The following is a 25,244-nucleotide window of genomic DNA, read 5'->3' on the forward strand; positions in this document are numbered from 1 at the left end:
TCCTCCAGGCGGCCGCTCGGGCCGGTGTATCGTGCGAGGGATGATCCCACTCGCATGGAGCCTGGCGGCGGTGCTCGCGGCAGCCGGCGTCACCCCGGCGCTGCAGCCCCCGGGGAGCTTTCACGACAAGGAGCCCCGTGCGCGCGACGGCGAGACGTGGCTGGCCCTGCGGGTCGGTGAGAAGGAGGCGGCGCTGCTGCCTGCGCGCCTGAGCGTGCGGGCGGTGCACGACGAGATGCTCGATGCCGAGGGCGAGAAGAGCGGCCGCGAGGTGAGCTCACCCGTGGGCGATGCCCTGATGTTCCTGCGGGTCCCCGGCCTGTCCGAGGGCGCCGTCCCGCGCGCGAAGGTGGCCTCGAGCGAGAGCCGGATGCCACACGACGACCTGCAGCTGGGAGAGCGCGCGTACCGGATCCGCACGACCTGCGTGCCGGCCGGAGTGCGGGAGGGTCAGGCGCAACTCGATTGCGAGATCCGACTGGAGCAGGGCGGGCGCAGCCAGCGCCTCGTCCGCATGGGCGGGTACGTGCCGCAGGAGGGGGGCATGCAGCTCGGCGACGACGCCAACCCGCGCATCCTGTTCGCCGGCGACCTCGACCGCGACGGGCGCCTCGACCTCCTCTTCGAGACGAGCGACCACTACAACGTCTCGCGGCCCGTCCTGTTGCTCTCGTCGAAGGCGGGAGCCGACGAGCTCGTCCACGAGGTGGCGCGCTTCGAGTCCGTGGGCTGCTGACCCCGATGAACTGGCTCCCCGAGCGTCACGAGCCCCTCGCGGGCGCCGCGTGGTCCCCCGAGCAGGTGCGCGACGCCCTGGCCGCGCTCGTCGACGACGTGGAGGCCGCGTGGCGCGGCGTGGACGAAGGATGGCCCGCCCACCCGCGCGACGATGGGGAGCGCTCGGCGAGCCAGTACCTCGGGACCGCAGGCATCCTCACCGGCCTGCGCAGGATGTACGACGCGCTCGGCCGCACGCCGCGCCTTCCGCTCCCGGCCATCGCCGAGCACCTGCAGCACAACGCCCCGCCGGGAGAGCAGCACCCGGGCCTGCTCATCGGTCGCACGGGGCGGGAGCTCGCGGCCTTCCGGGAGCTGCGCACCGACGCGTCCGCCGAGCGCGTCCTCGAGGCCGTGCGCGCCAACGACGGCGCCCGGGAGCACGAGCTGTTGTGGGGCCTGCCCGGCACGCTCCTCGCCGCGCGCTGGATGGCCGCGCAGACCGGAGACCCGCGCTTCGCGGACGCCGCCCAGCGCCAGGCGCGCCTGCTCTGGGACGCGTGGACGCACGAGGTCGATGGCGTGCCCTTCTGGGAGCAGGACCTGTACGGCAGCCGCGTGCACTACCTCGGTGCGGCGCACGGACAGGCGGGCAACCTGCACGCGCTCTGGCTCGCGGCGCGCACGTGGCCCGGCCTGCTCGACCGCGCCGAGCTCCTCGCGCGCACCGTGGCCTTCGCGCGCGGGATGGCGGTGGACGGACCCGAGGGCGTCAACTGGCCCCCGCTGCCCGGCCGCGAGGCGGGGCTGCTGCACTGGTGCCACGGCGCGCCCGGCATCGTGGTGGCGCTGAGCGCCGTGCCGCCCGGACTCAGCCCCGAGCTCGACGCGCTCCTCGTCCGCGGTGCCGGGCTGGTCTGGCACGCGGGTCCGCTCCAGAAGGGCCACGGCCTCTGCCACGGCACCGCGGGCAACGGCTTCGCCTTCCTCGCGCTGTGGGAGCGCACGGGCGAGGCGGTCTGGCTCGAGCGGGCGCGCGCCTTCGCCCTGCACGCGCTCGCTCAGCAGGCGCGCATCGCGGCGGAGTTCGGCCAGGGCTGGTACTCGCTCTGGACGGGCGACGTGGGGCTCGGGGTCTACCTGTGCGCCTGCCTCGAGGGCTCGGCCTGCTGGGACGGCTGGGAGCGCTTCTGAGTCGAGCGCCCGCTAGGGCAGCTCTCGCAGGAACGACCGCACCACCTCGCTCAAGCGCTCGGGCTGCTCGAAGGGGAGGCCGTGCCCTGCGTCCTGCACCTGCGCGACTTGCACGCGCGGGTTGAGCCCGACGAGCTCTGCCGCCATCTCTCGCGTGACGACGGGGCTGTCTCCGATGACGAGCAGGGTGGGGACTTTGATCGCCCGCGCCACGGCGCGGTACTCGGGGTTGGGCGGCGTGAGCACGTCGAAGGCCTCGAGGCGGGTCTTCAGCCGGGCCTCGGCCTGCAGCTCGAGCAGCTCGGGCGAGCGGCCCGGGTGCCGGGCGCGTGCCTGCGCGACGAGCTCCCGCTTCGAGAGCCCCAGCGCCCGACGGTGCTGCTCGGCGACGTCACTCGCGTGCACCTCGCGCTGGCGCTCGGGGCTCAGGAAGGTCGGGTCGACGAGGACGAGGCCGCGCAGCTCCACGCCCTCCTGGCTCGCCACCACGGCCGCCGTCATGCCGCCCATCGAGTGGCCGAGCAGGACCGGCCGCGAGAGCCGGAGCCCCTGGAGGAGCCCCACCACGTCGCGCGCGTGGTCCTCGTACCGGTACCCGGAGCGCGGCGCGCTCGAGTCGCCGTGCCCTCTCAGGTCGGGCATGACCACGTCGTACGCACCCTCGAGCGCGCGCGCCAGCAGCGTCCAGCACGCGCCGCTTCCCATCAGCCCGTGCAGCAGGACGACCGGCGGCTTCGCGCCCCCGGTGCGCAAGAAGTGCAGGCGCACCCCGTTCGTCTCGCAGCTTCCATTGCTCCACGTGGCCATCGCACCGTCCGCGTCCAAAGCTGCTTCAGTCTGCCGCGAGGATGCACCTGCCGGACGGCGCGCGCTCGGTGAACCTCACGGTCGAAGCGCGCGACGCCCGGACGGTGCGGGACTGAGCGCTGCGAGCCCTGTCAGAGCGCTGCCGGAGACGCAGACGCGCGGGAGCGGGTGGCCCGATAGCCGGCGAGGATGAGCAGCGCCATGAAGGCCAGGCCTCCCCACGCGAGCCAGCGGTAGAGCGGCGGCGGGACGACCTCGATGCGTGCCTGCCCCGGCGCCGACGAGCGGAGGACCCGGTTCAGCTGCGCGGCCGCCGCATTGGCCGTGTCGTAGGCGTCCGAGTCCTCGAACTCCGCGGCGAACACGGAGGTCGCCGGCGCCTCCAGGTACAGCAAGACGCGGCTGTGCCCGCGACGGGGCTGCTGCACCCGCACCACGGCCGAGGCCCCTTCGCCCAGCGGCACGAGGGTCCGGGTGGGGCCCGTGGCCTCGGTCCGCTCGAGTGAGCAGACCACCTGCGAGGTCCGCTCACAGGACACGGCGTAGCCCCTGACCGGCATCCAATGAAGCATCGCGGCCCCGAGGACGAGCAGGGCCGTGAGAATCAGGAACGGGACGGTCGTCGCATCGGGGCGGGGCATGGGCAGGACCATCGTACGCGAGGCCGCAGCGCCGGGTGAGGCCTCGCTGCCGACTCGAGGGCGATCCCGGTGCGCGGAAGAGGACGCGCGCGCACCGGGCGCATCCGGAAGCGCACACAGTGGCCCCGGCAGCCGATGGTGCGTCCGCGCTGCGCCCGCCATGAGAGCGGCGACCGCGCGCGGGTCTGCCGAGGGCCGACCCCGTGAGCCCGTCACGATGGGGGCGTGCACGGACGAGACCGGTCACCCAGCCCACCTCAACAGAGGGAGCGCCATCATGCGCCAATGTGTCGCTGCGTCACGAGTGCCGGTCCTCGCCGTCCTGCTCACGCTCCTCGCGGGCTGCGACCGGGTCTTCGGCCTGGACGAGGTGAAGCTGGAGGAGACGAACTTCTACACCTGCAACTGCGACTGCTCCCGGCGCGTCATCGCGCCCTTGGGCGGCAGCGTCTACACGTCCCCGGGCGGCGTGTTCATCAGCGATGTGCTCCTCCATGCGACCGGCGCCATCGTGGACGGGCCCGTGGCAGCGCCCTTCAATGGCCAGACGGTGCCGTGGTGGCAGGTGAGCTTCGACTCGGGGCCCTCGGGGTGGATCGTCGAGAGCTCGTTGAAGAATGCGCCCGAGACGCGGGTGACCAAGGCGTCCAACGTCTGCCTGCCGGCCCCGTACAACCCGTACCTCGGAGGCGGAGGTGCTCCCTCGTTCGACGACTTGCAGGCCCTGTGCTCGGGCGTCGTCGCGGACGAGGCGCAGGCGGCGATCGACGCGCAGCTCGCCCCGCTCGGCAAGTTCTTCTGCGAGTGCGGAGCCCGCTCGGCGGTCGTGAGCGATCAGTTCGACGCGAGCTGCACCCAGGCGTGCCCGGACGGCAAGGAGGTCTGCCTGGTTGCGGGCTTCGATCCGCCGGACCCGACGCCGGCGCTGTTCGAGAACGAGGTGCTGCAGCCGGTCAGTGTCTGCACGGTGAGCGGCGACGTGCAGATCTCGGCGGGGGGGCGCACGCCGAAGCGCCAGCCGCAGGCGCGCGGCGAGCTGCAGGTGCGCGGCCGGCCCTGCGCGCCGGGCGCCGCGTGTGCGCTCGGCATGTCCTACCAGCTGACGAGCGACGACATCGAGTTCGACTCCGGCTCCATCTTCGCGAGCGACCCGAAGTTCGTGGACATCGGCCTGTCGGGCGCGACCGAGCCGGATGCGATCAACATGGGCTCTTTGCTCGGCTTCTACCTGGGCGAGGTGCGGGCGAACACCGCGTTCAGCTCCCTGCGCGCGCGGCGCTCGACGCAGCTGAAGGGGTTCTACGTGGCGGGCCGCAACACCGAGGGCCTCGCGCTGGCGATGAACTGGCCCTCCCGGGTGTGCCGCGTCTCGGGACAGCTCGTGGGACAGGCGGTGGGAGACGGTGACGAGGGGACGCTCGACGCGCAGGTGGACGTGGCGCTCGATGGGCTCATCGTCAACCAGCCGCCCGTGCCGAACGCGGGCCTGGACCGGACGGTGGAGTGCACCTCGCCGAGCGGCGCCTCCGTCACGCTCGACGCCTCCGGCAGCACGGACGCGGACGGCAACCTCTCCTTCTACGAGTGGCGGCGCGGCGCGCAGCAGCTCGCGGCCCCCTCGGCGAGCCCGCTGCTCACGGTGCAGCAGGCGCTCGGCGAGCAGACCTACAACCTGCTCGTCGCCGACCGCGGGCTCTCGGCAGACCGCGACGCGGTGGTGGTGCGCGTGGCCGACACCACGGCGCCGCAGATTGCGTGCAACGCGCCCGCGACCGTGACGCCCAGTGACGTGCCGGGCAAGGGGTTTCCGGGCCCGTCCTGGACGGCCACCGCGACGGATGCCTGCACCGGGGTGGCGTCGCTCACGGCGAGCGGCGTGACCTGCACCGGGCCCGGGCAGTGCAAGGCCGTGCCGAGCGGCGCTACCTTGACGCTCTACCAGACGGGCGGCGTGGGGAACGTGATTCGCTGGACGGTGCAGGCGCGCGACGCGGGCGGCAACACGCGCCAGCAGACCTGCGAGGTGCGCGTGGTGAAGAAGTAGGAGGGCGCCTCCGTCCTCCTGACGGCCTCGGGCATGGCGCACCAGGGCAGCGCCATCCTGCAGCGCGTGGTGCTCAGGCGCTTCGGGCAGCCGGAGGAGGTGGCCGAGGCGGTGCTCTTCCTCGCCTCCGCGCGCTCCTCCTTCATGACCGGCGCGGAGCTGTGCGTGGACGGCGGGATGGCGCAGCTGTAGGGGCCCGTGAGGTGCAGCTGACCGGGCACGGCGGGTGCAATACGCTCCCGCCATGCTCCACCGACTGTGGCCGCTCGCCCTCGCCCTGTGGACTGGCTGCGCCAGCCCGCGTGCGGTGGTTCCGCCTTCGCCGACGTCCGACGAGAAGCCCCTTCCGCCGCTGCCGCGCGTCTTCGGGGACCTGAAGTGGACGACGACCGCGGCCGAGCTGCGCGCGCGCTTCCCCAAGGCCGTGGTCGCCGAGGACGAGCCCTTCGAGACCTTCTGGAAGGATGAGGTGACGGGGCGCCCCCTGGTGGACGGGGGGTTCACGGTCAACGGCGCCGAGCTCGCACCGCTGGGCAGGGTGGAGGTCGTCTTCGAGGGCTTCCAGGGACGCGCGTCTGCGGCCATCGCCGTACACCGCAAGGAGACCGTCGAGTGCTGGCCAGACGGTGTGTCCGAGGAGGAGGGCCAGGCGTGCAGCGATCGCCAGGAGGAAGAGCGCCGCGCCGCCTATGAGCAGCTCGCCGGTCAGCTCACGGCCCTCTACGGCGAGGGGACGCTCCATCACCTCGAGAGCAACGCGGCGGAGACCGACGCCGACCCCATCGAACCGGGCCAGGCCGAGCGTTGCTGGACGCCCACGGGGCTGAGGGTGTGCCTCGCCCTCGGCATCGACCCGCGCACGGACTTCACGCGCACCGTGCGGCTCCTGGTGGTGCGCGACGACCGGATGCGCTGGTAGGCAGGTGGGCAATCAAGCCCACCGCCGTGACGGCCTTGGCTGAGCTGTCATCGAGCGGCCTGACACCGCATTGACCCGGTGTTCGGGCGGATGAATAGTCCTCTCGAATGGCCGAGCGATCCGCGACAGACCTCGATTCCTTCACGTCCGAGTGGTCGCGGGCGAGCCTGCCGTCGTACGGACCTGACTGGGACCGCGCGATCGACTTCGGCATCGATGTCACGCTGCTGCTCGAGAACCTGGCGCTGAGTCCCGCCGAGCGCTTGCGACGCCTGCAGCAGGTCGTCGAGTTCCACGAGCTCTTGAGGGACTCGCGCCGTGCCGACGAATGACTTTCTCCAGCTCCTCCAGCGACTCACGGAGGCACGCGTCGAGTTCGTGGTCGTCGGAGGAACAGCGGCGGTCCTGCATGGCTCGTCCATGGCCACGTACGACCTGGACGTCCTCATGCCATTCACCGAGGCGAACTGTGAGCGGCTGCTCGAAGCCGTGGCAGGCCTTCAACCTCGCCTCTCCCACACGGTGGACAAGCGTCCGCTGCAGCTGACCGCGGGCGAGCTGTCGAGCTTCAGGAATCTCTACCTGCTCACCGACCTTGGTCGCCTCGACGTGCTGGGCAGCCTGCCGCCCGTCGAGGACGTGGCGGCGGTCTTGCGAGACGCGGAGTGGATGGATGTCGGCGGACTGAAGGTTCGGGTGCTTCCGCTCGAGGTGCTCATTCAGGTGAAGGCAGCCATGGGGCGGCCCAAGGACAAGCTGACGGAGACGGAGCTGCGCGCCATCGCGAACGTGAAGGGCGCGGCGAAGAAGCCGTGAGTCGCACTCGGCGCGACCGGCCACCAGGTTCCACGGCCCGCGCCTCCTCTACGTCGCTGCGCACGGAGGAGAGGCTTCGAACGACCACCATCCGCAGTACCAGCTGCTCTTCGAGCCCAGGCCCAGTGGCGGCTGGCGCCTCGCGGCGCCCACTCGGTACTTCATCGACGTCGCCGGGGTTGAATTCCTGGAGTGGCCCGTAATGTTCCTCATGTTCCTGCCGCTCTCGTTTGCACTCTGCGAGGTCGCCAGGCTCATCTGGAAACGGCTGCGCAGAAGTGCAGCCGGCCCACTCGTCACCGCGTAGCGCGAGCCGCAACGACTCACGCCGATGCCGCGCCCCTACCTGCGCCCCCGAACGTTCTCCGCCACGCGCAGCACGTCCGCGAGCACGCCCGCGGCCGTCACGGCGCCCCCCGCTCCCGCCCCACGCACGATGAGCGGATAGTCGCGGTAGCGCTCGGTGAAGAAGGCGACCAGCGCCTCCGCGCCGCGCAGCCCCGTCGCGGGGTGCTCGGCGTCCACCGCCACGGGCCCCACGCGCAGCCGTGCGCTGCCCGAGGCCCGCATCTCCAACTGCGCGAGGTAGCGCAGGCTGCGCCCCGCAGCCCGGTATCCCGCCACCTGCGCGGACACCTGCGCGTCATGTGCCTCCAGCGCGCGCAGGAAGCGCTCGGGGTCCTCCTCCGCGAGCAGCGCGCGCGGCACGAGCGGCTCCACCTCCACGTCCGAGAGCTCCAGCGCGCAGCCCAGCTCGCGCGCGAGGATGAGGGCCTTGCGCGCTACGTCCAGGCCGCTCAGGTCATCGCGCGGGTGCGGCTCGGTGTAGCCGAGCGCGCGCGCGGTGCGCACGGCCTCGGACAGGGGCGTGCCGGCCATCAGTTGGTGGCAGAGGTAGCCCAGCGTGCCCGAGAAGGAGCCCTCGATGCGGCCCACGCGGTCTCCCGTGCGCACCAGGTTCTTCAGCGTCTCGATGACGGGCAGGCTCGCGCCCACGGTGGTCTCGTAGTGGTAGGCGCGGAAGTGCTCGCGCGCCGTCGCGTGCAGCGCGCGGGCCTGTGCGAGCGGCAGCGTGAGGGGCTTCTTGTTCGCCGCCACCACGTGCACGCCCTGCGCGAAGGCTGCCGCGTACAGCCCTTCCATGGCGTCTGCCGCAGTGCAGTCCACGAGCACCGGGTTGGGCAGGCGCGAGAGCGCAGGGAGCAGCGCTTCCACGACCGGGCCTTCCCGCGCCTCGGCGAGCTGCGCGAGAGGGCGCTGCAGGCCCCCCGCATCGAACACCGCGCGGCGCCGGTCCGCGAGCCCCACCAGACGCAATGCCACGCCGTGGCGCTCGCGCAGCGCGACGGCGTTGGCCTCGAGCTGCTGCAGCAGGTGACCGCCCACGGTGCCCTTGCCGAGCAGCAGCACGTTGACCTCCGCGTGGGTGAGGTTGAAGGCCGCGTGCACGGTGCGCACGGCGAGCGCGGTGTCCTCCGCGGCCACCGCGCAGGAGATGCTACGGCTCGTGGCGCCCTGAGCGATGGCATGCACATTGACGCCCACGTTGCCCAGCGCGGCGAAGAAGCGCCCGGCGACATTCGGGCGGTGGCCCATGGCCTCGGCCACCAGGGTGACGAGGGTCACGGGCGTGCGCGGGGCATTCACACGCACCTCGCCCCGCGCGCGCTCCTCACGCAAGGCCGACTCCAGCAGCGTGAGCGCGCGCGCACCCTGCGCCTCCGGCACCACAAGGCTCAGTGACTTGCCGAGCGCGGAGAGGCTGCTCATCCACACGGCGACACCGGAGGACTCGAGCGCGCGCAAGAGCGCAGGCCCCAGCGCGTCCGTGGGCCCGGCGCGCAGGCTCTCCACGGAGAGCAGGGCGAGCCGCTCCAGGCTCGTGACGCAGGTGGGCCGGTGCGGGTCCGGGTTGCCCACGGCGTCGATGCGCGTGCCCTCCCGCTCGGGCTCCGCCGTGCTGCGGATGTGCAGGCTCGCGCCGGCGTCCAGCAGGGGAATCATGGTGCGCGGGTGGAAGAGGCGTGCGCCGAAGTGGGCGAGCTCGATGGCCTCCGCGTACGTCATGCGCGGCACGCGCTGCGCGTCCGCCACCAGCGCGGGGTCCGCGGTCATCACCCCCGCCACGTCCGTCCACACCGTCACCTCGCGCGCGCCGAGGAACTGCGCGAGCAGGGTCGCGGTGTAGTCGGAGCCGTTGCGCCCCAGGGTGGTGGTGCGCCCCGCGCGCGAGCGGGCGATGAAGCCGGTGACGACGGGCACCGCGCCCTCCCAGCCCGCGCTCGCCGCGAGCACGCGCCCGTGGCTCTCGGCCAGCTCTACCTGCGCAGCGCCCGCGGTGCCATCCGTCACGAGCAGCTCCCGCGCATCCACCGCGAGCGCCCGCGTGCCGCTGGCCTCGAGCGCGCGGGAGAGCAGCTCGGCGCTGATGCGCTCGCCCATGGCCATGACGTCGTCCAGCGTGGCCGGGCTGCACTCGCGCGTGAGGGCGATGCCGGTGAGCAGCCGCTCGAGCGGCGCGAGCAGCCCCTCCAGCGCGCGCTCGAAGCCGCCGAGTGTCTCCGCGGACAGCACCTGCGCGGCCGTGTCCCGCGCGAGCGCCCGCACGCGCGCGACGTGCGCCTCGACAGAACCTCCCGCCTCGGCGGCGCGCGCCGCCTGGATGAGCCAGTCGGTGGAGTCGCCGAGCGCGGAGACGACCACCGCGAGGGGACGGGGCGCGGCGGCCACCCGCGCGAGGACGCGGGGCAGGCGCCCGGGCGTGCCGAGCGAGGAGCCGCCGAACTTGTACACGTGCCAGGGAAGGGGAGAGGTCATCGCAGGGGCTCCGGGAGCGCGAGGGCGCGGGTGACGAGCGGAGCGAGCTGCTCCCACTCGATGAGGAAGGCGTCGTGGCCGTGGGGGCTCGCGAGACGGGCGCGCTCCACGTGCGTGCCCGCGGCCTCCAGCGCTCCGGCGAGCGCGGCGGACTGCGCGGGGGTGAAGAGCTGGTCCGAGTCCACCTCCACCACCAGGCTGCTCGCGCGGATGCGCGCGAGGGCCGGAGCACCGTGCTTTCCGGGCGGCGGCTGGAAGAGGTCGTGCGCGTCCATCGCGCCCAGCTGCTGCAGGTAGGCGCGCGCATCGAAGCGCAGGGAGAGCTTCAGCCCCTGGTGCTCGAGGTAGCCCTGGATGCGCGGAGCACCCGGCGTGCTGGTGGGCTCGGGCGGGAGGTGGCGGCCCTGGCGCTGCTCGAGGCCGCTCTCGGCGCGGTAGGTGAGCATCGCGAGCTGGCGCGCGAGCTCGAGGCCGCGCTCGATGCGGTCGGGGTAGCCCGGGTCCAGCCGCAGCACCTCGCGCGCCACGTGGTTGAAGCCCACCACCCACGCGCTCGCGGTGGCGCTGGTGGCCACCGGCAGGAGGCGCCGCACGCGCGAGGGCGAGAGCGCGCCGAGCGCGAGCGACACCATGCCGCCGAGCGAGCCTCCGGCCACGAGCGCGAGCGGCCCCACACCCAGCGCGTCCAGCGCCTGCAGGTGGGCGCGCGCCTGGTCCCACGGCGTCACCTCTGCCTGCGCGGGGAAGCCCGGGTCCAGCGGGCCCGAGCTGCCGTAGCAGGAGCCGAGGTTGTTGAAGCAGAGCAGGCGCACGCGGGAGGGGTCCAGCGGGCGCCCGGGGCCGATGAGGGGCGCCCACCAGCCGCCCTCGCCGCCCGCGCGCGCATCGCCGGTGAGGGCGTGCACGAGCAGCACGGTGGGCACGCGCGGGTCGAGGCCGCTGCCCATCGCGTCCAGGGGGCGGGGTGGAGGCAGCGGCTCGGGGCGCCGCACGACGCCCTGGCTCTCGGAGAGCCGCAGGGCGGCGGCCGAGAGGGAGCGCGTGCGGGCCGCGAGGACGGGGAGGTCCTGCTCGGGGCCCCACCACCAGCCGCGGGCGTGGTGGGGCTCCACCGTGCCGCCGCGGGAGAGCGGCAGCGCGGGCAGGCGCAGGTCGAAGAGCCGCGGGGCATCCGCAGCACGGAACGCTGACATGAGTGGCCTCACATCCCCGTCAAGTCCCCTCTCCCTCTGGGAGAGGGAAAGGGTGAGGGATAGACGCAGTTGAGTTGCGTTAGCGGGAGAGCGCCTGGTCCAGGTCCGCGAGCAGGTCGTCCGGGTGCTCGAGGCCGACAGACAGCCGCACCAGGTCCGGCGTCACACCCGTGGTCACCTGCTCCTCGGGCGTGAGCTGCTGATGCGTCGTGGACGCCGGATGGATGATGAGGCTGCGCGTATCCCCGATGTTGGCGAGCAGGCTCCAGAGCTTCACGCGGTCGATGAGACCCTTGCCGCCCTCGTAGCCGCTCTTGAGGCCGAAGGTGACGAGCCCGCCGAAGCCGCCCTGGAAGTAGCGCCGGGCGAGCGCGTGCGATGGGTCGGTCTCGAGGCCCGGGTAGCGCACCCAGGCGACGCGCGCGTCCTGCTGCAGGGCGCGCGCGACGTGCAGCGCGTTCTCCGCGTGGCGGCGCACGCGCAGGTGCAGCGTCTCCAGGCCGGTGATGAACGCGTGGGCGTTGAAGGGCGCGAGTGCGGGGCCCAGGTCACGCAAGGACTCCACGCGCGCCTTGAGGATGAAGGCGAGCGGGCCGAAGGCCTCGGTGAGCTTGAGGCCGTGGTAGCCGGGGTTGGGCTGGGTGAACTCGGGGAAGCGGCCGTTGTCCCAGGGGAAGGTGCCGCCGTCCACGATGACACCGCCGATGGCCTGGCCGTGACCGCCGATGTACTTGGTCGCGCTCTGCACCACGATGTTCGCGCCGTGCTCGAGCGGGCGCACCAGCGCAGGGGAGGCCGCGGTGTTGTCCACGATGAAGGGGATGCCGGCCTCGCGCGCGAGCGCGCCGAGCGCCTCCAGGTCCGGCACGTCCAGGCGCGGGTTGCCGAGGCTCTCCACGTAGAGGGCGCGCGTCTTGGGGCCGATGGCGGCCTTCACGTCCTCGAGCCGGCTCACCTCGACGAAGCGGGTGCGGATGCCGAGGCGCGCGAGCGTCACCTTGAAGAGGTTGTAGGTGCCGCCGTAGAGGCTGCTGGAGGCGACGAGCTCGTCGCCGCTCTTGAGCAGGGTGAGCAGCGTGAGCGTGGTGGCCGCCTGTCCGCTCGCCACGCCGAGCGCCGCCGCGCCGCCCTCGAGCGCGGCGATGCGCTGCTCGAACACGTCCGTGGTGGGGTTCATGATGCGCGTGTAGATGTTGCCGAACTCCTTGAGCGCGAAGAGGTTCGCGGCGTGCTCGGCGCTTTTGAAGCGGTAGCTGCTGGTCTGGTAGATGGGCACCGCGCGCGAGCCGGTGGTGGGGTCCGGCTGGTAGCCCGCGTGCAGCGCGAGCGTCTCGGGGCGGTACTGGGGCGGCGGGGTCTGGCTCATGGTCGTCTCTCCGGTGTGAGGGGTACGGCGGGTGGAGCTGCGGTGAAGGCGCGAGAGGGCGCGCGGGGGACGCAGGGCCACGACGGGAGAGGGCGAGCGGAGCGACGGTGGGAAAAGGCGCAGCGTCTCGGGTGAACGCGCGCGCGGGCCGTGCCGCGGGCCGCCTCAGGTCGTGAGGAACCCGGGCACCCGCGGTCCGTCAGTCGGTGAGGTCAGCTAGCGACAACAGCTGGGACAACACTCACCCGCGAACGCGCGCATGCCCGGGCCACGCATGAGCATGGCCTCCATGGACATCGGCATTCGGGAACGGATGAGCGTCACGGGGGGCAAGGTAAGGGCGGGACCCCGCGGGTGTCAAACGGGATGCGGCGCGAGCAGCGCGCGCGAGGCTGGATCCCAGCGCCAACCGGACGCTGAGGGCTCGGCCAGGCAGGTGCCTCCCCACCACGCGCGCGCGCCGCTGGCGCCCGAGAGCTCCGCGCCGCCGCGCAAGAGCGCGCGGCCCGTGTCGGTGAGCTGCCAGCCCTCGGGCGCGAGCGCGACGGCGCCCGCGTGCGCGAGCCCCCGCAGGTGCAGCAGCAGCGTGCTGTCGCCCATCCAGGCGAGCGCCTCGAGCGAGGACCAGCGCACGAAGAGCGAGGGGAAGGGGAGGGGCCCCGCGGCGAGCACCTGCAGCAGCTGGCGCTCCGTGCGCGGCAGGCCGGAGCCCGGCGCGGGCAGCTCCTCCAGCCAGCGCTCCCACGCGGCACGCAGGTGGGGCAGGGCGCTGAGGTCCGTCTCCAGCAGTGCGGCGGCGGGGCGCGGGTCGGGCGCGCAGAGGGCCGCCCACGCGCGCACGGCCAGCGCGAGCGCATCGTCCCCGAGGGCAAGCGCGTTGGACTCCATGCGCGCGCGGGCCTCGGCGTTGGGGATGCGCAGCGGCGGAGGGGCCTCGACGAGGCGCCAGGTGCCCGCGCCCGAGGGGCGTGAGGCGAGCATGGCGAGCACCTGCACCAGCTGCAGTTGATCGTAGAGGTCGTGCTCGAACCAGAGCGTGCCCTCGTGGGCCTCGAGCAGCGCGGCGTCGCGCTCGTGCAGCAGGGCGAGCGCCTCGGCGAAGTCGGTCCAGCCGTGGCTCGCGAGGAAGGCGGCGCGCACGGCGGCGAGCGCCTCCACCGAGAGCCCGGCCGGGACGGGGCCCGCGTGCAGCACGTCCCGCCAGACGACGAGCGGCAGGGCGCCGCAGGACCGCAGCGCGTCCGCGCAGACATCCCCGTTGGTCACGTGCACAGGCCCCATGGCCCGAATGTACACATGACGTCCTCCTCTGCCCTCCGCCGTGTCCTCCCTCTCCCTCTGGGAGAGGGTCGGGGTGAGGGAAGTGCGGCGGAGCTGTGAGCAACCGAGCACCCGAGCGCCCCCATCCGACCGCGGCGCGCGGTGCGTAACCGCGTCACGAGAGCAGCGTATCGAGAGGCACACGTCCCACGTCTGGAGCCCCCCATGAGTCTGCGCAGTCTCCTTCTGGCCCTCACCCTCGCGCTGCCTGCAGCGGCGCAGACGCCGCCGGCTGCGCCGCAGGACAAGCCGGTGGTGGAGTACGCGACCTTCGCGGCTGGCTGCTTCTGGTGCGTGGAGGCGGCGTTCGACCCGGTGCCCGGGGTGATCTCGACGACCTCGGGCTTCACGGGCGGGACGAAGAAGAACCCGAGCTACGAGGAGGTGAGCGCGGGGGGCACGGGCCACGCGGAGGCAGTGCAGGTCGCGTACGACCCGAGCAAGGTGACGTACGCGCAGCTGCTGCAGGTGTTCTGGCACAACGTGGACCCCCTCACGCCGAACGCGCAGTTCTGTGACCACGGGGAGCAGTACCGCTCGGCCATCTTCGTGGCGAACGCGGAGCAGCGGCGGCTCGCGGAGGAGTCGAAGCGGCAGCTGGAGCAGAGCAAGCGCTTCGACAAGCCGATCGTGACGCAGATCGTCCCGACGTCGGCGTTCTACCCGGCGGAGGAGTACCACCAGGACTACTACCGGAAGAACCCGGTGCGGTATCACTACTACCGCTTCGCCTGCGGGCGCGACGCGCGGCTCAAGGCGCTGTGGGGCAAGGACGCCGGCCACTCCTAGGGTCAGGGTGAGGGATGACCGCCCGAGTGCTGCGCCAAGAACTCACTCAAGGCCTGATTCACGAGCGCCGGCTCCTCCACCGTCGAGCTGTGCCCGCCGCGAGGCAGCTTCACCAGCTTCGACCCCGCGATGAGTGAATGGATCCGCTCGGCCTTCGCGGGCACGGTGGCCACGTCCTCCGCGCCCACGAGCACGAGGGTCGGCGCCTTCACCTTGCCCAGCTCGCTCTCGATGGGCTCGCGCTCCACCACGCCGAGCACGGCGCGGTAGATGGAGCGCTCGTTCTTCAGCAGCCGTTGCCGCCACGCCTCGCGCTCCTCGGCACGCGCGGGGTCGGTGAGGAAGCTCTTGCCGAACATGATGGGCATCACGCGGCTGGCCAGCAGCCGCACGCCGAGAAAGCGCGCCACGGTGGCCATGGCGCGGTAGCGCGGGGCGTTCTGCGGCGGCTCGGGCTCGGCGCTGGTCTCGAGCAGCGCGAGCGAGCGCACCAGGTCCGGCCTGCGCGCGGCGAGGCGCATGCCGACGAAGCCGCCCATGGAGAGGCCCACGAAGTGACACGGGCCCACGCCGAGCTTCTCGATGAGCGCGACGGCGTCCTCGTACACGGTCTCGATGGGGACGCTGTGCCCGCCGGGCTTCGCGCTGCGCCCCTGGCCGCGGTGGTCGTAGGCGATGCAGCGGTAGCGGCCGCGCAGCGCCTGCACCTGGGGCTCGAAGAGCTCGGTGCTCCAGAGCAGGCCGTGGCTGAACACCACGGGCTCTCCGCTGCCGCCGCTGTCCTCGCAGTAGAGCTGCGTCCCGTTCACCGCGAGCATGGGCATGGCCCGGCAGCATACGACTGCAGGGTGGCCTGCGCAGCAGCGCTGCCCTAGAACGTCGTGCCGTGACGGCGCCCCGCTCCGAGCGCGCAGAGACCTGGACCGCCTGCGCGCTGCTCGTCGCGGCCTGCGCGGGGCTCGTCGCGCACGCGCGCTACCTCGGGGTGCCGGTGGTGGACGACGCGGCGATCTCGCTCGCGTACGGGCGCACCTTCTTCGAGGGCGCGGGGCTGCGGGTGACGCCCCTCTCGCAGCCGGTGGAGGGCTTCAGCAACCCGCTGTGGACGCTGCTGCTCGGGCTCGCGTTCCCGCTGCACCTGGACCCCGAGCGCTACGCCGCGAGCCTCGGGCTGCTGCTGGGCACGCTCGCGCTCCCGCTCTTCGCGCTCTGGGGCCCTGCCGCGGAGGGGCGCCGGCTGCGGCTCGAGGACGCGCTGCCCGCGCTCGTCGCCAGCGCGAGCCCCACCTACGCCGCGTGGGTGTGCAGCGGGATGGAGACGGGGCTGCAGGCGCTGCTGCTCGCGCTCGCCGGGGCGTGGGGCCTGCGCGAGCTGCGCACGGGTCAGGACGCCCGCGCGGGCTGGGCGCTGGGGCTGCTCTGCCTCACGCGCCCCGAGGGACTCCTCTACGCCGGCGCCGCGGGCGCGCTGTGGCTGGGCGTGCGCACGCTGCAGCGCCGGGCGCCCGGGAGGCAGGAACTGCGGCAGCTCCTCGGACTGCTGGTGCCGGTGCTCGGCTGGCTCGCGGTGCGCTGGGGGTACTTCGCGGACCTGCTGCCCAACACGTACTACGCGAAGCGACTGTGGGAGTTCGGCGCGGCGGCCTATCTGAGCAACTTCCGCACCGCGCACCCGGCCCTCACGCACCTCGCGCTCGGGCTGCTCGCACTCGGGCTGCTCGTGCCCTCGCCGGTGCGCCGGCGCGCGCTGCTCACGCTGCTGCTGCTCGGGGCGGGCGTGCTCTTCGTGTACCAGTCGAAGGGGGACTGGATGCGCGAGTGGCGCTTCCTTGCGCCGCTGGTGCCCCTGCTGGGCTGCGCACTCGCCGCGGGACTCAGCGCGCTGCGTCCCGCGCTGCAGGGCGTGCTGCCTGCGGTGGGTGCGCTCGCGCTGCTCACCGGGGCCGTGGGCGCGGAGGGCCTGCACCGCTCGCCCGCGGTGCGCCGCAGCCCGGAGCTGCCGTACCGCTACGTGGCGCAGCAGTTCGAGGGCGTGCGCGCGCAGGCGCAGGCGCTCGGGCAGCGCCACGCGCTGCTGGGCTTTCCGGACCTCGGGGGCCAGGCGCTGCTGCTGCGCGAGGCCGAGGTGGTGGACGTGGCGGGGCTCGCGGACTACGCGCTCGCGCACCACGCGGGAAACCTCCGGGCGCTCGACGACTACCTCGTGTCCGAAGGCCCGCCGGTGCTGCTCGATGCGCACGGCCCCAGCGGCCACCTGCGGGAGCTCAGGGGGCTGATGGCCCGCTTCGAGCGCGATGGCAGCGGGCGCTACGTGCTGCGGGGCCTGAGCGCCTCGGAGGACCCGCGCTGTCCGGGCGGCAAGGCGGCGACCCTCGCGCTGGCCCCGCCTGCGCAGGTACAGGCCTTCGCAAAGGACGTGGCGGAGGACGCGCCCGAGCAGGCCCTGGGCCGCTGGCGCTGCCTGCGCGCATATCTGGACGATGCGCAGCTGCCCTCGCGGGAGGGGCGCGAGCAGCTGGCCCGACAGGCGGAGGCCCGCGCCGAGGCGCACCTGGCCGCAGGCGAGCGACTCCCCGCGCTGCGCCACCTCTCGCTCGCCACGCTGCTCTCGGACGGGGATGCCCACCGGCGCCGGCGCACCGAGCAACTGAGGGCGGAGCTCTTCCCCCGCGCCCCCTGATGCAATCGCGCCGGGCGGCGCGCGTAGGGAGGCTGACGGCCTTCTTCTGGAGCCCTTTGAATGATGCCCGCCCTCCTGCTCACCGCCCTGGTGAGCGCAGACCCCGTGCTCGCGGCCCCCGGTGTGTCCGGCGCGCGCGCGACGGGGCCGCACCTGCCGGCCCTGAGCGGGCCGCACGCGGTGGGGCGGGTGCTCCTGCGCTGGGTGGACCGGACGCGCGTGGACCCGGTGGGAGGGGGCAGCGCGCGTCAGCTGCTCGCGTGGGTGTGGTACCCGGCGCAAGGGGCGGACGGCGGGCTGCCGGAAGTGGCGCTGCCGGGGACCTGGGGCGAGCGGCGCGCGAGCTTCAACCGGCGCACCTACGGTGACCGTGCGGCGCAGGCGCTCGCGGGGCTGCGCGTGCACGCGGTGACGGGGCGCGCGCCGGCGCCCGTGCGCTCGCCGGTGGTGCTGTTCAGCGCCGGGGCGGGACAGCTGCCCACGGACTACAGCCTGCTCATCGAGGACCTGGTGAGCCACGGCTACGTGGTGGTGGGGCTCGCCTCGCCGTCGCTCGCGTGCGTGGTGCGGCTGCCGGACGGGCGCGAGGTGACGCAGGCGCCGGGCCTGCCCGAGCGCCTCGCGCTGGAGGACCTGCTCTTCGCGCGCACGCAGCTCGCGGCGCTGGACCTGGAGCAGGACAGCCCGCTGCACGGGCGGCTGGACCTCGCGCGCGTCGCGGCGGTGGGGCACTCGCTGGGCGGGGTGGCCTCGGTGGCGGCCTGCGGCGAGGCGCCGGCCCTGCGCGCGTGCGTGAACCTGGACGGGGACTTCGTGGGCGCGGCGCTCGAGGGCGAGGCGCGCCAGCCGCTGCTCTACGTGACGACGGATGCCTCGCCGCTCTCGGACAGCCTGCACTGGTGGCAGCTGCCCTTGGGGTGGAACGAGCGGCGCCGCACGCATGCGTGGACGGCGGCCTCGCGCAGCGCGAGCGCGGCGGTGCGCGCGCACGTGGCGGGCACGCTGCACGGCAACTTCCAGGACGCGGCGCTGCTGCCCTCGAGCTGGATGCAGGAGGACAAGCGCGCGGAGAGGCTGGGGCCCATCGGCGGCGAGCGCGGCATCCGCCTGACGGGAGAGCTGATGCGCACCTTCCTCGAGCACCACCTCTCGGGCCGCGGCAGCGAGCTGCCCGACTTCCCGGCCTGGCACGCGGCCGAGGTCTCCGCCACGGCCAAGAACTCCCATTGAGGGGAGCGAAGTGGGCGAAGCGATCCCCTCTCCCTCTGGGAGTGGGTCGGAGTGAGGGAGCTGGGCGAAGCCGTGAGACCGCTCCCACTCCGCTCGCGAGCGCCGAGGGGCACTGCGCTCAGCGGGCCATGACGACGGCGCCCGGGAGTCGCTGGGAGAAGAAGCGTGCGGCGCGCGCGGCCTCGGCGCGCTGGTGGCGCTCGAGCAGCGCACCGGCTGCGCCCGCGAGCAGCATGACCCCGATTGCTGGCAGGAGCAGGAGCGGCATCGCACGCACGAGTGCCATCCCCGTCAGCACCACAGCGATGAAGCCTGCCTCCGCGAGCAGGACCGCTGGGGGAAACCCAGCGCTCACCCGGAGCTGGACGCGCGCTCTCCCGCCGAGCGCATACACGTATCCATCGACCGTGGGATTCCACCGCGCGAGCACCGTCGACGGAGTGCGCCACGCCGAGAAGTGAGCGGAGTCGAAGCGACCGAAGTAGAGCTGGTCGAGCCGCCCGAGCACGGACAGGTCCTCACGTGCGATGTCCGGGTGCGCGATGCTGCGCCGAAGCTCGCGCAACGCCTGCTCTGGGGAAAGCGGGACATCGAGGTCGAGGTCGAGGGTCATGGAGCTCAGCGGCATGTTAACTCCGCCCAAGGGACGCCGGCGAGGAGCGCAGTAGAGTCCCCACCGCCATGCCCCCAACCGCCTTCACAGCGCTCGACACCCCGCGCCTGCGCCTGCGCCGCTTCCGCGACACGGACCTGAAGGCCTTCGTGGCCTACCGTGCGCTGCCCGAGGTGGCGCGCTTCCAGAGCTGGAGCGACTACGACGAGGCCCGTGGCCGCGCGCTCATCGAGAGCATGCAGGCGCTGCAGCCCGGAACCCCGGGCCAGTGGTTCCAGTTCGCGCTCGAGGAGCGCGCGAGCACCACGCTGGTGGGAGACCTCGCCTTCAAGGTGAGCGAGAGCGAGCCGCGCGAGGCGGAGGTGGGCTTCACGCTCTCGCCCGCGCACCAGGGCCGCGGCTACGGCACGGAGGCCCTGCGCGCCCTGCTCGACTACGCCTTCGGAACCCTGAAGCTGCACCGTGTCATCGCCATCACGGACGCGCTGAACGCCCCGGCCGCCGCGCTGCTCGAGCGCGTGGGGATGCGGCGCGAGGCGCACTACGTGGAGAACGTCTGGTTCAAGGGCGCGTGGGGCAGCGAGTTCCTCTACGCACAGCTCGCGCGCGAGTGGTCGGTCCGCTGATCCGCGCAGGGACCGCTGGTCACGGTGAGGTCACACAGCGGGAGCGGGCGGGTCCCCCTGGACCCTCTGATTGGGGTCCTCGGAGGATCCGCGAGCCGAGTTGCGCTAAGAAGGCCTCCGCGCCTGGCTCAGGATGCCCGTCCACTTTCTTCCCGACAGGGAGAGCCGGGGTTATGTGCGCTCTGTCGCTGGTTCACCTTGGAGATATTCGTGCGCAACTGGAAGATCCTGACTGCGGTCCTCGCCTCCGTCGCCCTCGCGGCCTGCGGTGGCCGGGATGACAACACCGACAACAATCCTCCTCCCCCCGCCTCGACCTACTCGGTCGGCGGCACCGTGTCGGGTCTCTCCGGCACCGGCCTGAAGCTGAAGAACAACGGCGGCGACGAGCTGACCGTGACCGGCAGCACCTTCACCTTCGCGACCAAGATCGCCACGGGCGGCGCTTACGCCGTCACCGTGTCCGCGCAGCCCAACGGCCAGACCTGCACCGTGGCCAATGGCACGGGCACCGTCGGTACCGCGAACGTGACCAACGTCGCGGTCACCTGCGCCAACAACCCCGTCAACACCTTCTCCGTGAGCGGCAATGCGTCTGGCGTCTCCGGCCCGGGCCTCAAGCTCAAGCTCAACAACGGCGCGGACCTGGATGTGACGGCCAACGGTGGGTTCACCTTCCCCACGCCCATCGCCTCCGGTCAGCCGTACAGCGTGACGATCTCCGGGCAGCCCCAGGGCCAGACCTGCACCGTGGCCAACGGCTCGGGCACCATCGCCAACGCGAATGTGACCAACGTCACGGTGACCTGCGCGACGGCGCAGCCGGTGGTGACGCCGAACGCGATGGTGCTTCGCGTGGGTGACGGCACGGGTGCTCCCGCGAGCGGCACCTCGGTGGCTGTCTCGCTGCAGGAGTTCGCCCCGACTGCGGCTTCCGCTGCGGTGAAGACCGTCGCTGTGGATTCTGCCCAGGTCTCCCTCACGTACACCTCGACCACCGAGGGTGGCCTGACGCGCTCGGACAACGGGAAGCTCGTGGCGTTCGGTGCGTACCGTAAGCCGGCGGGTACCGCGAGCGTCACCGCCACGGCCACTGCCGCGACCCGCTCCGCCGTGGGCGTGGACGCGGCGGGCAATGCCACCTACGTGGACTTCCCCGGCGCCTTCGCCAACAGCAACATCCGCAGCGCCACCACGGTGGACGGGACGGGTTACTGGGCCGCGGGTACGAGCAACGTGAGCGGAACCTTCTCGGGTGGCGTGTGGTTCAACACCAACCCGACGGGCACTCCCGTCCAGATCACCAGCACGCCGAACAACTCGCGCTGGGTGAGCATCTACGGCGGCCAGCTCTACGTCTCCTCCGCCCAGACCTCCGGCACGACTCCCTTCGTCGGCGTGGTCTCCGTGGGCACCGGCATCCCCCAGACGTCTGGCGCCTTCGCCAAGGTCGTCGCGAACTCGGCCAATGCCTCTTCGCCCAACGGCTACGCCTTCGTGGACAGCGACGGCAACGGCAGCGTGGACGTGCTCTACCTCGCCTCGGACAACCAGCCTGCCAACAAGGATGCGCTGAACGTGACGAAGTTCACGCTCAACACCGCGGACAACACCTGGGTGGCTGTTGCCGACTTCGTGCCGGCGCTTCCGGCTGCTGACTCGACCATTACCAAGGGGACGGGCGCCCGCGGGCTCGCGGCCGCGCGCGCTGCGGATGGCACGGTCATCGTTTACGTCACCACGGGCTCCTTCGTGCAGACCGGCGACCCAGCCAACGCGAACGACAACAAGCTCGTGTTCTTCAACGACAACGGGACGAACAAGACTCCTGCTGTCAGCGTGATCGCGGCGGCCGACACCGGCTACAACTTCCGCGGCGTGGCGCTCGCGCCGAACCCGTAGTCGAAGTTCGTCGCTGAAGTCTCGAGGCCCCCTGTCCCGCGAAGCAGCGGGACAGGGGCTTCTTCTTGGCGCACGGCGACCGGCCGTCGGCGGTCTCAACCGGTCATCGCGACGGCCCTGGCGAAGAGCTCGGCGGGCGTCTTCCAGTCGAGCGTCTGGCGGGGGCGGGTGTTGAGGGAGTGGGCGGCGGCGTCGAGCTGGGCGGTCGAGACAAGGCTCAAGTCGGTGCCCTGGGGGAAGTACGGGCGCAGCAGTCCGTTGGTGCTCTCGTTGCTGCCGCGCTGCCAGGGGCTGTGGGGGTCGCAGAAGTAGACTTGGACGTCCGTGTCGACGGTGAAGCGCACGTGCTCGGCCATCTCCTTGCCCTGTCCCAGGTGAGGCTGCGGCGCAAGGCTTGCGGCAGTTGCTGAATTTTCTGGGTGAGGGCCTCGCGCACGCCGGGGGCGGTGCGCCCGGAGGGCAGCAGCAGCACGTAGCGACTGGTGCGCTCCACGAGGGTGGCGATGGCGCTCTTGCCCCGCTTGCCCACCAGCAAGTCGCCCTCCCAGTGGCCAGGCACCGCCCTGTCCTCGGCCTTGGGCGGCCTCTCTCTGAACATGACGCGGTCGGGTAGCTGGCCAGGGCAGGGGCACGCTCGATGGCGGTGGGGGCTATCAGCCCCCACCGCACCTATCAAACTTGCCGCACGCTCATGTGATTTCAGCAGGAACAGGCGCTTCCCATCCCTTGGAGGCGGTCCCTAGCAATCGCTTTCCAACGCACCAATGTCGCCCGCTCCGCCGCACACGGTTTTTCCCGGATATGCGGTTGCACTATTGCGCGCGGGAGAGAGCGGTTGGGTGTAGAAATCGTTGACCTCTGGATTTGTCACAAAGAGCGGGGAGCCAACCTGAGTCCCGTAGTACTCAAGATTGAAGTCGCCACGCTCGTTTCCACACCAATGCCAATCCTCGAGCCCAACAGCATTGAACTGGCACCGGAATTGCGGAGCGCCAGAGCTCCGATAATGGAGGTTGTGAAACGTCTCAATGTCGATTGCGTAAAGCCACGCCAGGCCCATCGAGTAGTCAACGTTACTGAAAATATTGTTGAACACGTACACTTCCCCCACATGCATGCCCGCTTGGGTGTACTGCTCTGCGAGCGAGATTCCTGCTCCCGTAATGTTGTGGAATGTGTTCCAGCCAATGTCAGCCTCGTGCGTTTTCCCCAGTACAATTCCACCACTCGACTTGGGACAGCCGGAGCCGAGGCCGTAGAATCTGTTTCTGCGGAAGACGAGGTTTGTTACTTGGTCGTTGGCGCTGTTTCCGGTTCCGATTCCGCCGCACGAATCGTGGATTTTCACATCCTCCACCAACACCTTGTTTGCTCCAAAGTGCATCACGATCGCTTGGTTTGAACTCTCGCCCTTAGGTTCGTAAAACCCGTAGAAGTTCCCCCCTGAGACGGATACCTGGTCGCAGTCCTTGATGTCGACGGCGTTCTCAACCACTCCTCTGGCAGATGCAGTACCGTAAGCGGTGTTGTTCTTGAAGGTGATGTTGTATGGGCGTGTCGTTCCTCCCCCGCCCGTCGCTGGACCTTGACACTGAATGGCGTCGCCAGAGTTGTCGAACATCGTGTTTTCTTCGACCGTCACATCTCTGGATTCGCCAATGACACCAACGGCATGCGCATCCGCGCGTTTTCTGCAGATGTTTTCGTAACTGCAGAAGTATTGTGAGCCGCAATCCGAGTGAGTCGAGCAAGTTCGGACGCTGCCATTCAACGTGCCCACGCAGAGATTGCTGCTGGATTCGCATGTGCCGCTTGTCCCGCAGCCTTCTGGAACTGGTTCGTCGCACCGCTGCGCTTGGTAGTTGTCGTGGATTTTGTTCCACCGAACGACGATATCGTGCGCGCCCTTTTCAATCTGAATTGCCGTCCCATTGGTACTGCGACGCACCTCTGACCCGATGAGCGCGGAGTGGTGCGCGCCTGCAGTTGTGAACAAGACGGCTGCTTGCCGCTGGTTGTTCATGTCGATTGTCAGGTCGCGCAAGATCCAATAGCTCTTTGTGACGGTAAACATCGCCTTGATGGGCGACCCGACGAGAATTGGCTTGGACTCGCCAATTGCTCCCATGATTGTGATAGGGGCACTCGACGAGCCGTCAACTGCGCCATCGAGAGTAACAACCATATTGTTGTATGTGCCCGCGTGGATAAATAGCGTCTGTCCCGGCTGAAGTCGGCTTACGGCATAAGCTATCGTTGCCCATGGGGCCGCAACGGTTCCTCTCGAAGGTTGGTCGACACCCCCGAGCGCCACATGGCGAATGTTCGAAGGGTCTAGGTTTGTCAGGCCGGTGAATCCGGTCTCGGTTGCGATTTGCGATGCAGTCCGAGCATCGCCGGCCACGACAACTCCAGAGGGACTCGCAGCAACTGAGGTCGCGAGGGCTAGTCCCACAAGTACGGCAAAACGTTTTTGGAGCATTGCGTTCTCCCGGCTTCAAATGTCCGGGCGGACGCAAGCATGCTTGCTTGCTAAGCGAGCAGGGGAATTGCTGATGCAATAGTTGAATGGGAAATGTCAAACATAATCTGTGTTGGGATTTCGACGGCGGACTCTCCCATTCGTCGAACTGGCACTTTGGTTCAAGTGTCCGCGACCGTCGGAGATGAGCCGGAGGCGGATGCCACATTAGGTGGTGCCGCGCAGACTGCAGACCTCTCTCGCTGATCGATGATGTCCGGCGCATTTGGTCTGGCGCAACTCCGTTGCCCTCACTCGCGCTAACGTCAGCAGGCGGCTTCGCGTGTGTGGACAGCGGTGGTGGCATGGAAGCGTGCGGTCCGGCGGCCCATTGCGCGGTGATGGCGTGTACGTTGAACAAGGCGCGCCCGCTTCGGATGGGGCAACGCCTCCCGAAATTGCCAACAAACTGTTGTCCTTCGATGACGCTTGAGCGACTCACGTCCCAGGAATGAAGGTCATCGCAACGGGCGCACGCGAACCACAGCTTCCGCGGCGTGGCGCTCGCGCCGAACCCGTAGTCGAAGTTCACAGCTGAAGTCTCTCGAGGCCCCTGTCCCGCGAAGCAGCGGGGCAGGGGCTTCTTCTTTTCGTTCGGCTAGGGTGGGGCCATGGAGCCACTGCCCTTCGTCGACGAGCACTCCCGCCGCGTGAACGCCACGCCCGAGCGCCCGTGGAAGGCCCTCGTGGGCCTCGTGCGCAGCCGGATGTCGGACCCTGCGGCCCGGGCCTTCGTGGCGGCGTGGCGGCTGGAGCCCGCGAGTGGCTTCGGCATCGCGGAGCAGGTGGAGCCGAGCCAGCTCACGCTGCGCGGCAGGCATCGCTTCTCGCGCTACGAACTCGCCTTCCACCTCGAGCCGGGGCCCGACGGCGTCATCGTGAGCGCGCGCACCTCCGCGGACTTTCCGGGGCTCGCGGGCCGCACCTACCGCGCGCTCGTCATCGGCACGCGGATGCACAGGTTCTTCGTGCGCCAGATGCTGGCCAGCGTCGCTCGCGAGGCGGAGCGCGCGGGTTGAAGCGGCGGACATCCCTCACCCCGTCCCTCT

The 25,244-nt window shown here is 71.2% G+C and carries 22 protein-coding genes and 1 pseudogene; 13 read left to right on the forward strand and 10 right to left on the reverse strand.

Going from position 1 to position 25,244, the window contains the following annotated elements:
- The first annotated feature begins 40 nt into the window (after positions 1-40).
- Together FGE12_RS04665 and FGE12_RS04670 are read left to right on the forward strand one after the other, a co-directional pair.
- Positions 41-736: a hypothetical protein gene (locus FGE12_RS04665; RefSeq protein WP_153865047.1), complete on the forward strand. Its 696-nt coding sequence runs from the start codon at positions 41-43 to the stop codon at positions 734-736.
- A gap of 5 nt (positions 737-741) precedes the next feature.
- A complete protein-coding gene (locus FGE12_RS04670) occupies positions 742-1,911 on the forward strand; it encodes a LanC-like protein (RefSeq protein ID WP_153865048.1) in 1,170 nt (389 codons plus the stop codon).
- A gap of 12 nt (positions 1,912-1,923) precedes the next feature.
- Here FGE12_RS04670 and FGE12_RS04675 read toward each other — a convergent pair whose 3' ends face one another.
- Positions 1,924-2,718, reverse strand: coding sequence for an alpha/beta fold hydrolase (locus tag FGE12_RS04675; RefSeq protein WP_153865049.1), 795 nt, complete (start codon positions 2,716-2,718; stop codon positions 1,924-1,926).
- A gap of 131 nt (positions 2,719-2,849) precedes the next feature.
- Positions 2,850-3,359, reverse strand: a complete 510-nt coding sequence (locus FGE12_RS04680) for a hypothetical protein (protein WP_153865050.1) — start codon at positions 3,357-3,359, stop codon at positions 2,850-2,852.
- Positions 3,360-3,636: 277 nt separating this feature from the next.
- Here FGE12_RS04680 and FGE12_RS04685 point away from each other — a divergent pair, with 277 nt between their 5' ends.
- The 5 genes from FGE12_RS04685 (at position 3,637) to FGE12_RS04705 (ending at position 7,138) form a co-directional block, all read left to right on the forward strand.
- A complete protein-coding gene (locus tag FGE12_RS04685; protein WP_153865051.1) occupies positions 3,637-5,403 on the forward strand; it encodes a PKD domain-containing protein in 1,767 nt (588 codons plus the stop codon).
- Positions 5,404-5,436: 33 nt separating this feature from the next.
- Positions 5,437-5,595, forward strand: a complete 159-nt coding sequence (locus FGE12_RS04690; protein ID WP_153865052.1) for an SDR family oxidoreductase — start codon at positions 5,437-5,439, stop codon at positions 5,593-5,595.
- Between the two features lie 52 nt (positions 5,596-5,647).
- On the forward strand, positions 5,648-6,322 hold the full coding sequence (locus tag FGE12_RS04695; RefSeq protein ID WP_153865053.1) for a hypothetical protein: 675 nt from the start codon (positions 5,648-5,650) through the stop codon (positions 6,320-6,322).
- A gap of 107 nt (positions 6,323-6,429) precedes the next feature.
- Positions 6,430-6,654, forward strand: coding sequence for a hypothetical protein (locus tag FGE12_RS04700; RefSeq protein WP_153865054.1), 225 nt, complete (start codon positions 6,430-6,432; stop codon positions 6,652-6,654).
- 88 nt (positions 6,655-6,742) lie between these two features.
- A complete protein-coding gene (locus FGE12_RS04705) occupies positions 6,743-7,138 on the forward strand; it encodes a hypothetical protein (protein WP_153865055.1) in 396 nt (131 codons plus the stop codon).
- A gap of 342 nt (positions 7,139-7,480) precedes the next feature.
- Here FGE12_RS04705 and thrA read toward each other — a convergent pair whose 3' ends face one another.
- The 4 genes from thrA to FGE12_RS04725 all read right to left on the reverse strand — a co-directional run bounded on the left by thrA (position 7,481) and on the right by FGE12_RS04725 (position 13,780).
- Entirely contained in the window at positions 7,481-9,955 is a 2,475-nt protein-coding gene (thrA, locus tag FGE12_RS04710) for a bifunctional aspartate kinase/homoserine dehydrogenase I (protein ID WP_153865056.1), read from the reverse strand.
- On the reverse strand, positions 9,952-11,148 hold the full coding sequence (locus FGE12_RS04715) for an alpha/beta fold hydrolase (protein ID WP_153865057.1): 1,197 nt from the start codon (positions 11,146-11,148) through the stop codon (positions 9,952-9,954). The genes thrA and FGE12_RS04715 overlap by 4 nt, the downstream gene beginning before the upstream one ends.
- Before the next feature lie 79 nt (positions 11,149-11,227).
- On the reverse strand, positions 11,228-12,514 hold the full coding sequence (locus FGE12_RS04720; protein WP_153865058.1) for an O-acetylhomoserine aminocarboxypropyltransferase/cysteine synthase family protein: 1,287 nt from the start codon (positions 12,512-12,514) through the stop codon (positions 11,228-11,230).
- A gap of 357 nt (positions 12,515-12,871) precedes the next feature.
- The gene (locus FGE12_RS04725) at positions 12,872-13,780 is read right to left on the reverse strand and encodes a hypothetical protein (RefSeq protein ID WP_153865059.1); all 909 of its coding nucleotides are present in this window, start codon (positions 13,778-13,780) and stop codon (positions 12,872-12,874) included.
- A 219-nt stretch (positions 13,781-13,999) separates the two neighbouring features.
- On the opposite strand from FGE12_RS04725, the gene msrA reads away from it, so the two are divergent.
- Positions 14,000-14,623, forward strand: coding sequence for a peptide-methionine (S)-S-oxide reductase MsrA (gene msrA, locus FGE12_RS04730; RefSeq protein WP_153865060.1), 624 nt, complete (start codon positions 14,000-14,002; stop codon positions 14,621-14,623).
- A gap of 2 nt (positions 14,624-14,625) precedes the next feature.
- Here the strand turns inward: msrA and FGE12_RS04735 are convergent, their stop codons facing one another.
- Positions 14,626-15,447 (reverse strand): alpha/beta fold hydrolase, encoded by an 822-nt coding sequence (locus tag FGE12_RS04735; RefSeq protein ID WP_153865061.1) that lies wholly within the window; start codon positions 15,445-15,447, stop codon positions 14,626-14,628.
- A 62-nt stretch (positions 15,448-15,509) separates the two neighbouring features.
- On the opposite strand from FGE12_RS04735, the gene FGE12_RS04740 reads away from it, so the two are divergent.
- Both FGE12_RS04740 and FGE12_RS04745 read left to right on the forward strand, forming a co-directional pair.
- Entirely contained in the window at positions 15,510-17,303 is a 1,794-nt protein-coding gene (locus tag FGE12_RS04740) for a hypothetical protein (RefSeq protein ID WP_153865062.1), read from the forward strand.
- A 60-nt stretch (positions 17,304-17,363) separates the two neighbouring features.
- Positions 17,364-18,533 carry a hypothetical protein gene (locus FGE12_RS04745; protein ID WP_153865063.1) on the forward strand — a complete coding sequence of 390 codons (1,170 nt, stop codon included), beginning with the start codon at positions 17,364-17,366 and terminating at the stop codon, positions 18,531-18,533.
- A 118-nt stretch (positions 18,534-18,651) separates the two neighbouring features.
- Here FGE12_RS04745 and FGE12_RS04750 read toward each other — a convergent pair whose 3' ends face one another.
- Complete coding sequence (locus FGE12_RS04750) at positions 18,652-19,146, reverse strand: hypothetical protein (RefSeq protein ID WP_153865064.1); 495 nt, start codon at positions 19,144-19,146, stop codon at positions 18,652-18,654.
- Between the two features lie 68 nt (positions 19,147-19,214).
- Here FGE12_RS04750 and FGE12_RS04755 point away from each other — a divergent pair, with 68 nt between their 5' ends.
- On the forward strand, positions 19,215-19,772 hold the full coding sequence (locus tag FGE12_RS04755) for a GNAT family N-acetyltransferase (RefSeq protein WP_153865065.1): 558 nt from the start codon (positions 19,215-19,217) through the stop codon (positions 19,770-19,772).
- 210 nt (positions 19,773-19,982) lie between these two features.
- Entirely contained in the window at positions 19,983-21,674 is a 1,692-nt protein-coding gene (locus FGE12_RS04760; RefSeq protein WP_153865066.1) for a hypothetical protein, read from the forward strand.
- Positions 21,675-21,769: 95 nt separating this feature from the next.
- Here FGE12_RS04760 and FGE12_RS04765 read toward each other — a convergent pair.
- Positions 21,770-22,275, reverse strand: a pseudogene (locus FGE12_RS04765) (IS30 family transposase); the annotation flags it as partial.
- A 138-nt stretch (positions 22,276-22,413) separates the two neighbouring features.
- Positions 22,414-24,078 (reverse strand): right-handed parallel beta-helix repeat-containing protein, encoded by a 1,665-nt coding sequence (locus tag FGE12_RS30840; protein WP_194797582.1) that lies wholly within the window; start codon positions 24,076-24,078, stop codon positions 22,414-22,416.
- A 728-nt stretch (positions 24,079-24,806) separates the two neighbouring features.
- On the opposite strand from FGE12_RS30840, the gene FGE12_RS04775 reads away from it, so the two are divergent.
- On the forward strand, positions 24,807-25,214 hold the full coding sequence (locus FGE12_RS04775; RefSeq protein ID WP_153865068.1) for a hypothetical protein: 408 nt from the start codon (positions 24,807-24,809) through the stop codon (positions 25,212-25,214).
- Positions 25,215-25,244: the final 30 nt, after the last annotated feature.

The sequence above is a fragment of the Aggregicoccus sp. 17bor-14 genome, assembly GCF_009659535.1.
In the GTDB taxonomy this organism is placed as follows: domain Bacteria; phylum Myxococcota; class Myxococcia; order Myxococcales; family Myxococcaceae; genus Aggregicoccus.

Excerpts from the sequence above, each read along its gene's own strand:
- FGE12_RS04665 (WP_153865047.1), top strand. The coding sequence starts at position 41 with ATGATCCCACTCGCATGGAGCCTGGCGGCGGTGCTCGCGGCAGCCGGC.
- FGE12_RS04670 (WP_153865048.1), top strand. The coding sequence starts at position 742 with ATGAACTGGCTCCCCGAGCGTCACGAGCCCCTCGCGGGCGCCGCGTGG.
- FGE12_RS04675 (WP_153865049.1), bottom strand. The coding sequence starts at position 2,718 with ATGGCCACGTGGAGCAATGGAAGCTGCGAGACGAACGGGGTGCGCCTG.
- FGE12_RS04680 (WP_153865050.1), bottom strand. The coding sequence starts at position 3,359 with ATGCCCCGCCCCGATGCGACGACCGTCCCGTTCCTGATTCTCACGGCC.
- FGE12_RS04685 (WP_153865051.1), top strand. The coding sequence starts at position 3,637 with ATGCGCCAATGTGTCGCTGCGTCACGAGTGCCGGTCCTCGCCGTCCTG.
- FGE12_RS04690 (WP_153865052.1), top strand. The coding sequence starts at position 5,437 with ATGGCGCACCAGGGCAGCGCCATCCTGCAGCGCGTGGTGCTCAGGCGC.
- FGE12_RS04695 (WP_153865053.1), top strand. The coding sequence starts at position 5,648 with ATGCTCCACCGACTGTGGCCGCTCGCCCTCGCCCTGTGGACTGGCTGC.
- FGE12_RS04700 (WP_153865054.1), top strand. The coding sequence starts at position 6,430 with ATGGCCGAGCGATCCGCGACAGACCTCGATTCCTTCACGTCCGAGTGG.
- FGE12_RS04705 (WP_153865055.1), top strand. The coding sequence starts at position 6,743 with ATGGCCACGTACGACCTGGACGTCCTCATGCCATTCACCGAGGCGAAC.
- thrA (WP_153865056.1), bottom strand. The coding sequence starts at position 9,955 with ATGACCTCTCCCCTTCCCTGGCACGTGTACAAGTTCGGCGGCTCCTCG.
- FGE12_RS04715 (WP_153865057.1), bottom strand. The coding sequence starts at position 11,148 with ATGTCAGCGTTCCGTGCTGCGGATGCCCCGCGGCTCTTCGACCTGCGC.
- FGE12_RS04720 (WP_153865058.1), bottom strand. The coding sequence starts at position 12,514 with ATGAGCCAGACCCCGCCGCCCCAGTACCGCCCCGAGACGCTCGCGCTG.
- msrA (WP_153865060.1), top strand. The coding sequence starts at position 14,000 with ATGAGTCTGCGCAGTCTCCTTCTGGCCCTCACCCTCGCGCTGCCTGCA.
- FGE12_RS04735 (WP_153865061.1), bottom strand. The coding sequence starts at position 15,447 with ATGCCCATGCTCGCGGTGAACGGGACGCAGCTCTACTGCGAGGACAGC.
- FGE12_RS04745 (WP_153865063.1), top strand. The coding sequence starts at position 17,364 with ATGATGCCCGCCCTCCTGCTCACCGCCCTGGTGAGCGCAGACCCCGTG.
- FGE12_RS04750 (WP_153865064.1), bottom strand. The coding sequence starts at position 19,146 with ATGACCCTCGACCTCGACCTCGATGTCCCGCTTTCCCCAGAGCAGGCG.
- FGE12_RS04755 (WP_153865065.1), top strand. The coding sequence starts at position 19,215 with ATGCCCCCAACCGCCTTCACAGCGCTCGACACCCCGCGCCTGCGCCTG.
- FGE12_RS04775 (WP_153865068.1), top strand. The coding sequence starts at position 24,807 with ATGGAGCCACTGCCCTTCGTCGACGAGCACTCCCGCCGCGTGAACGCC.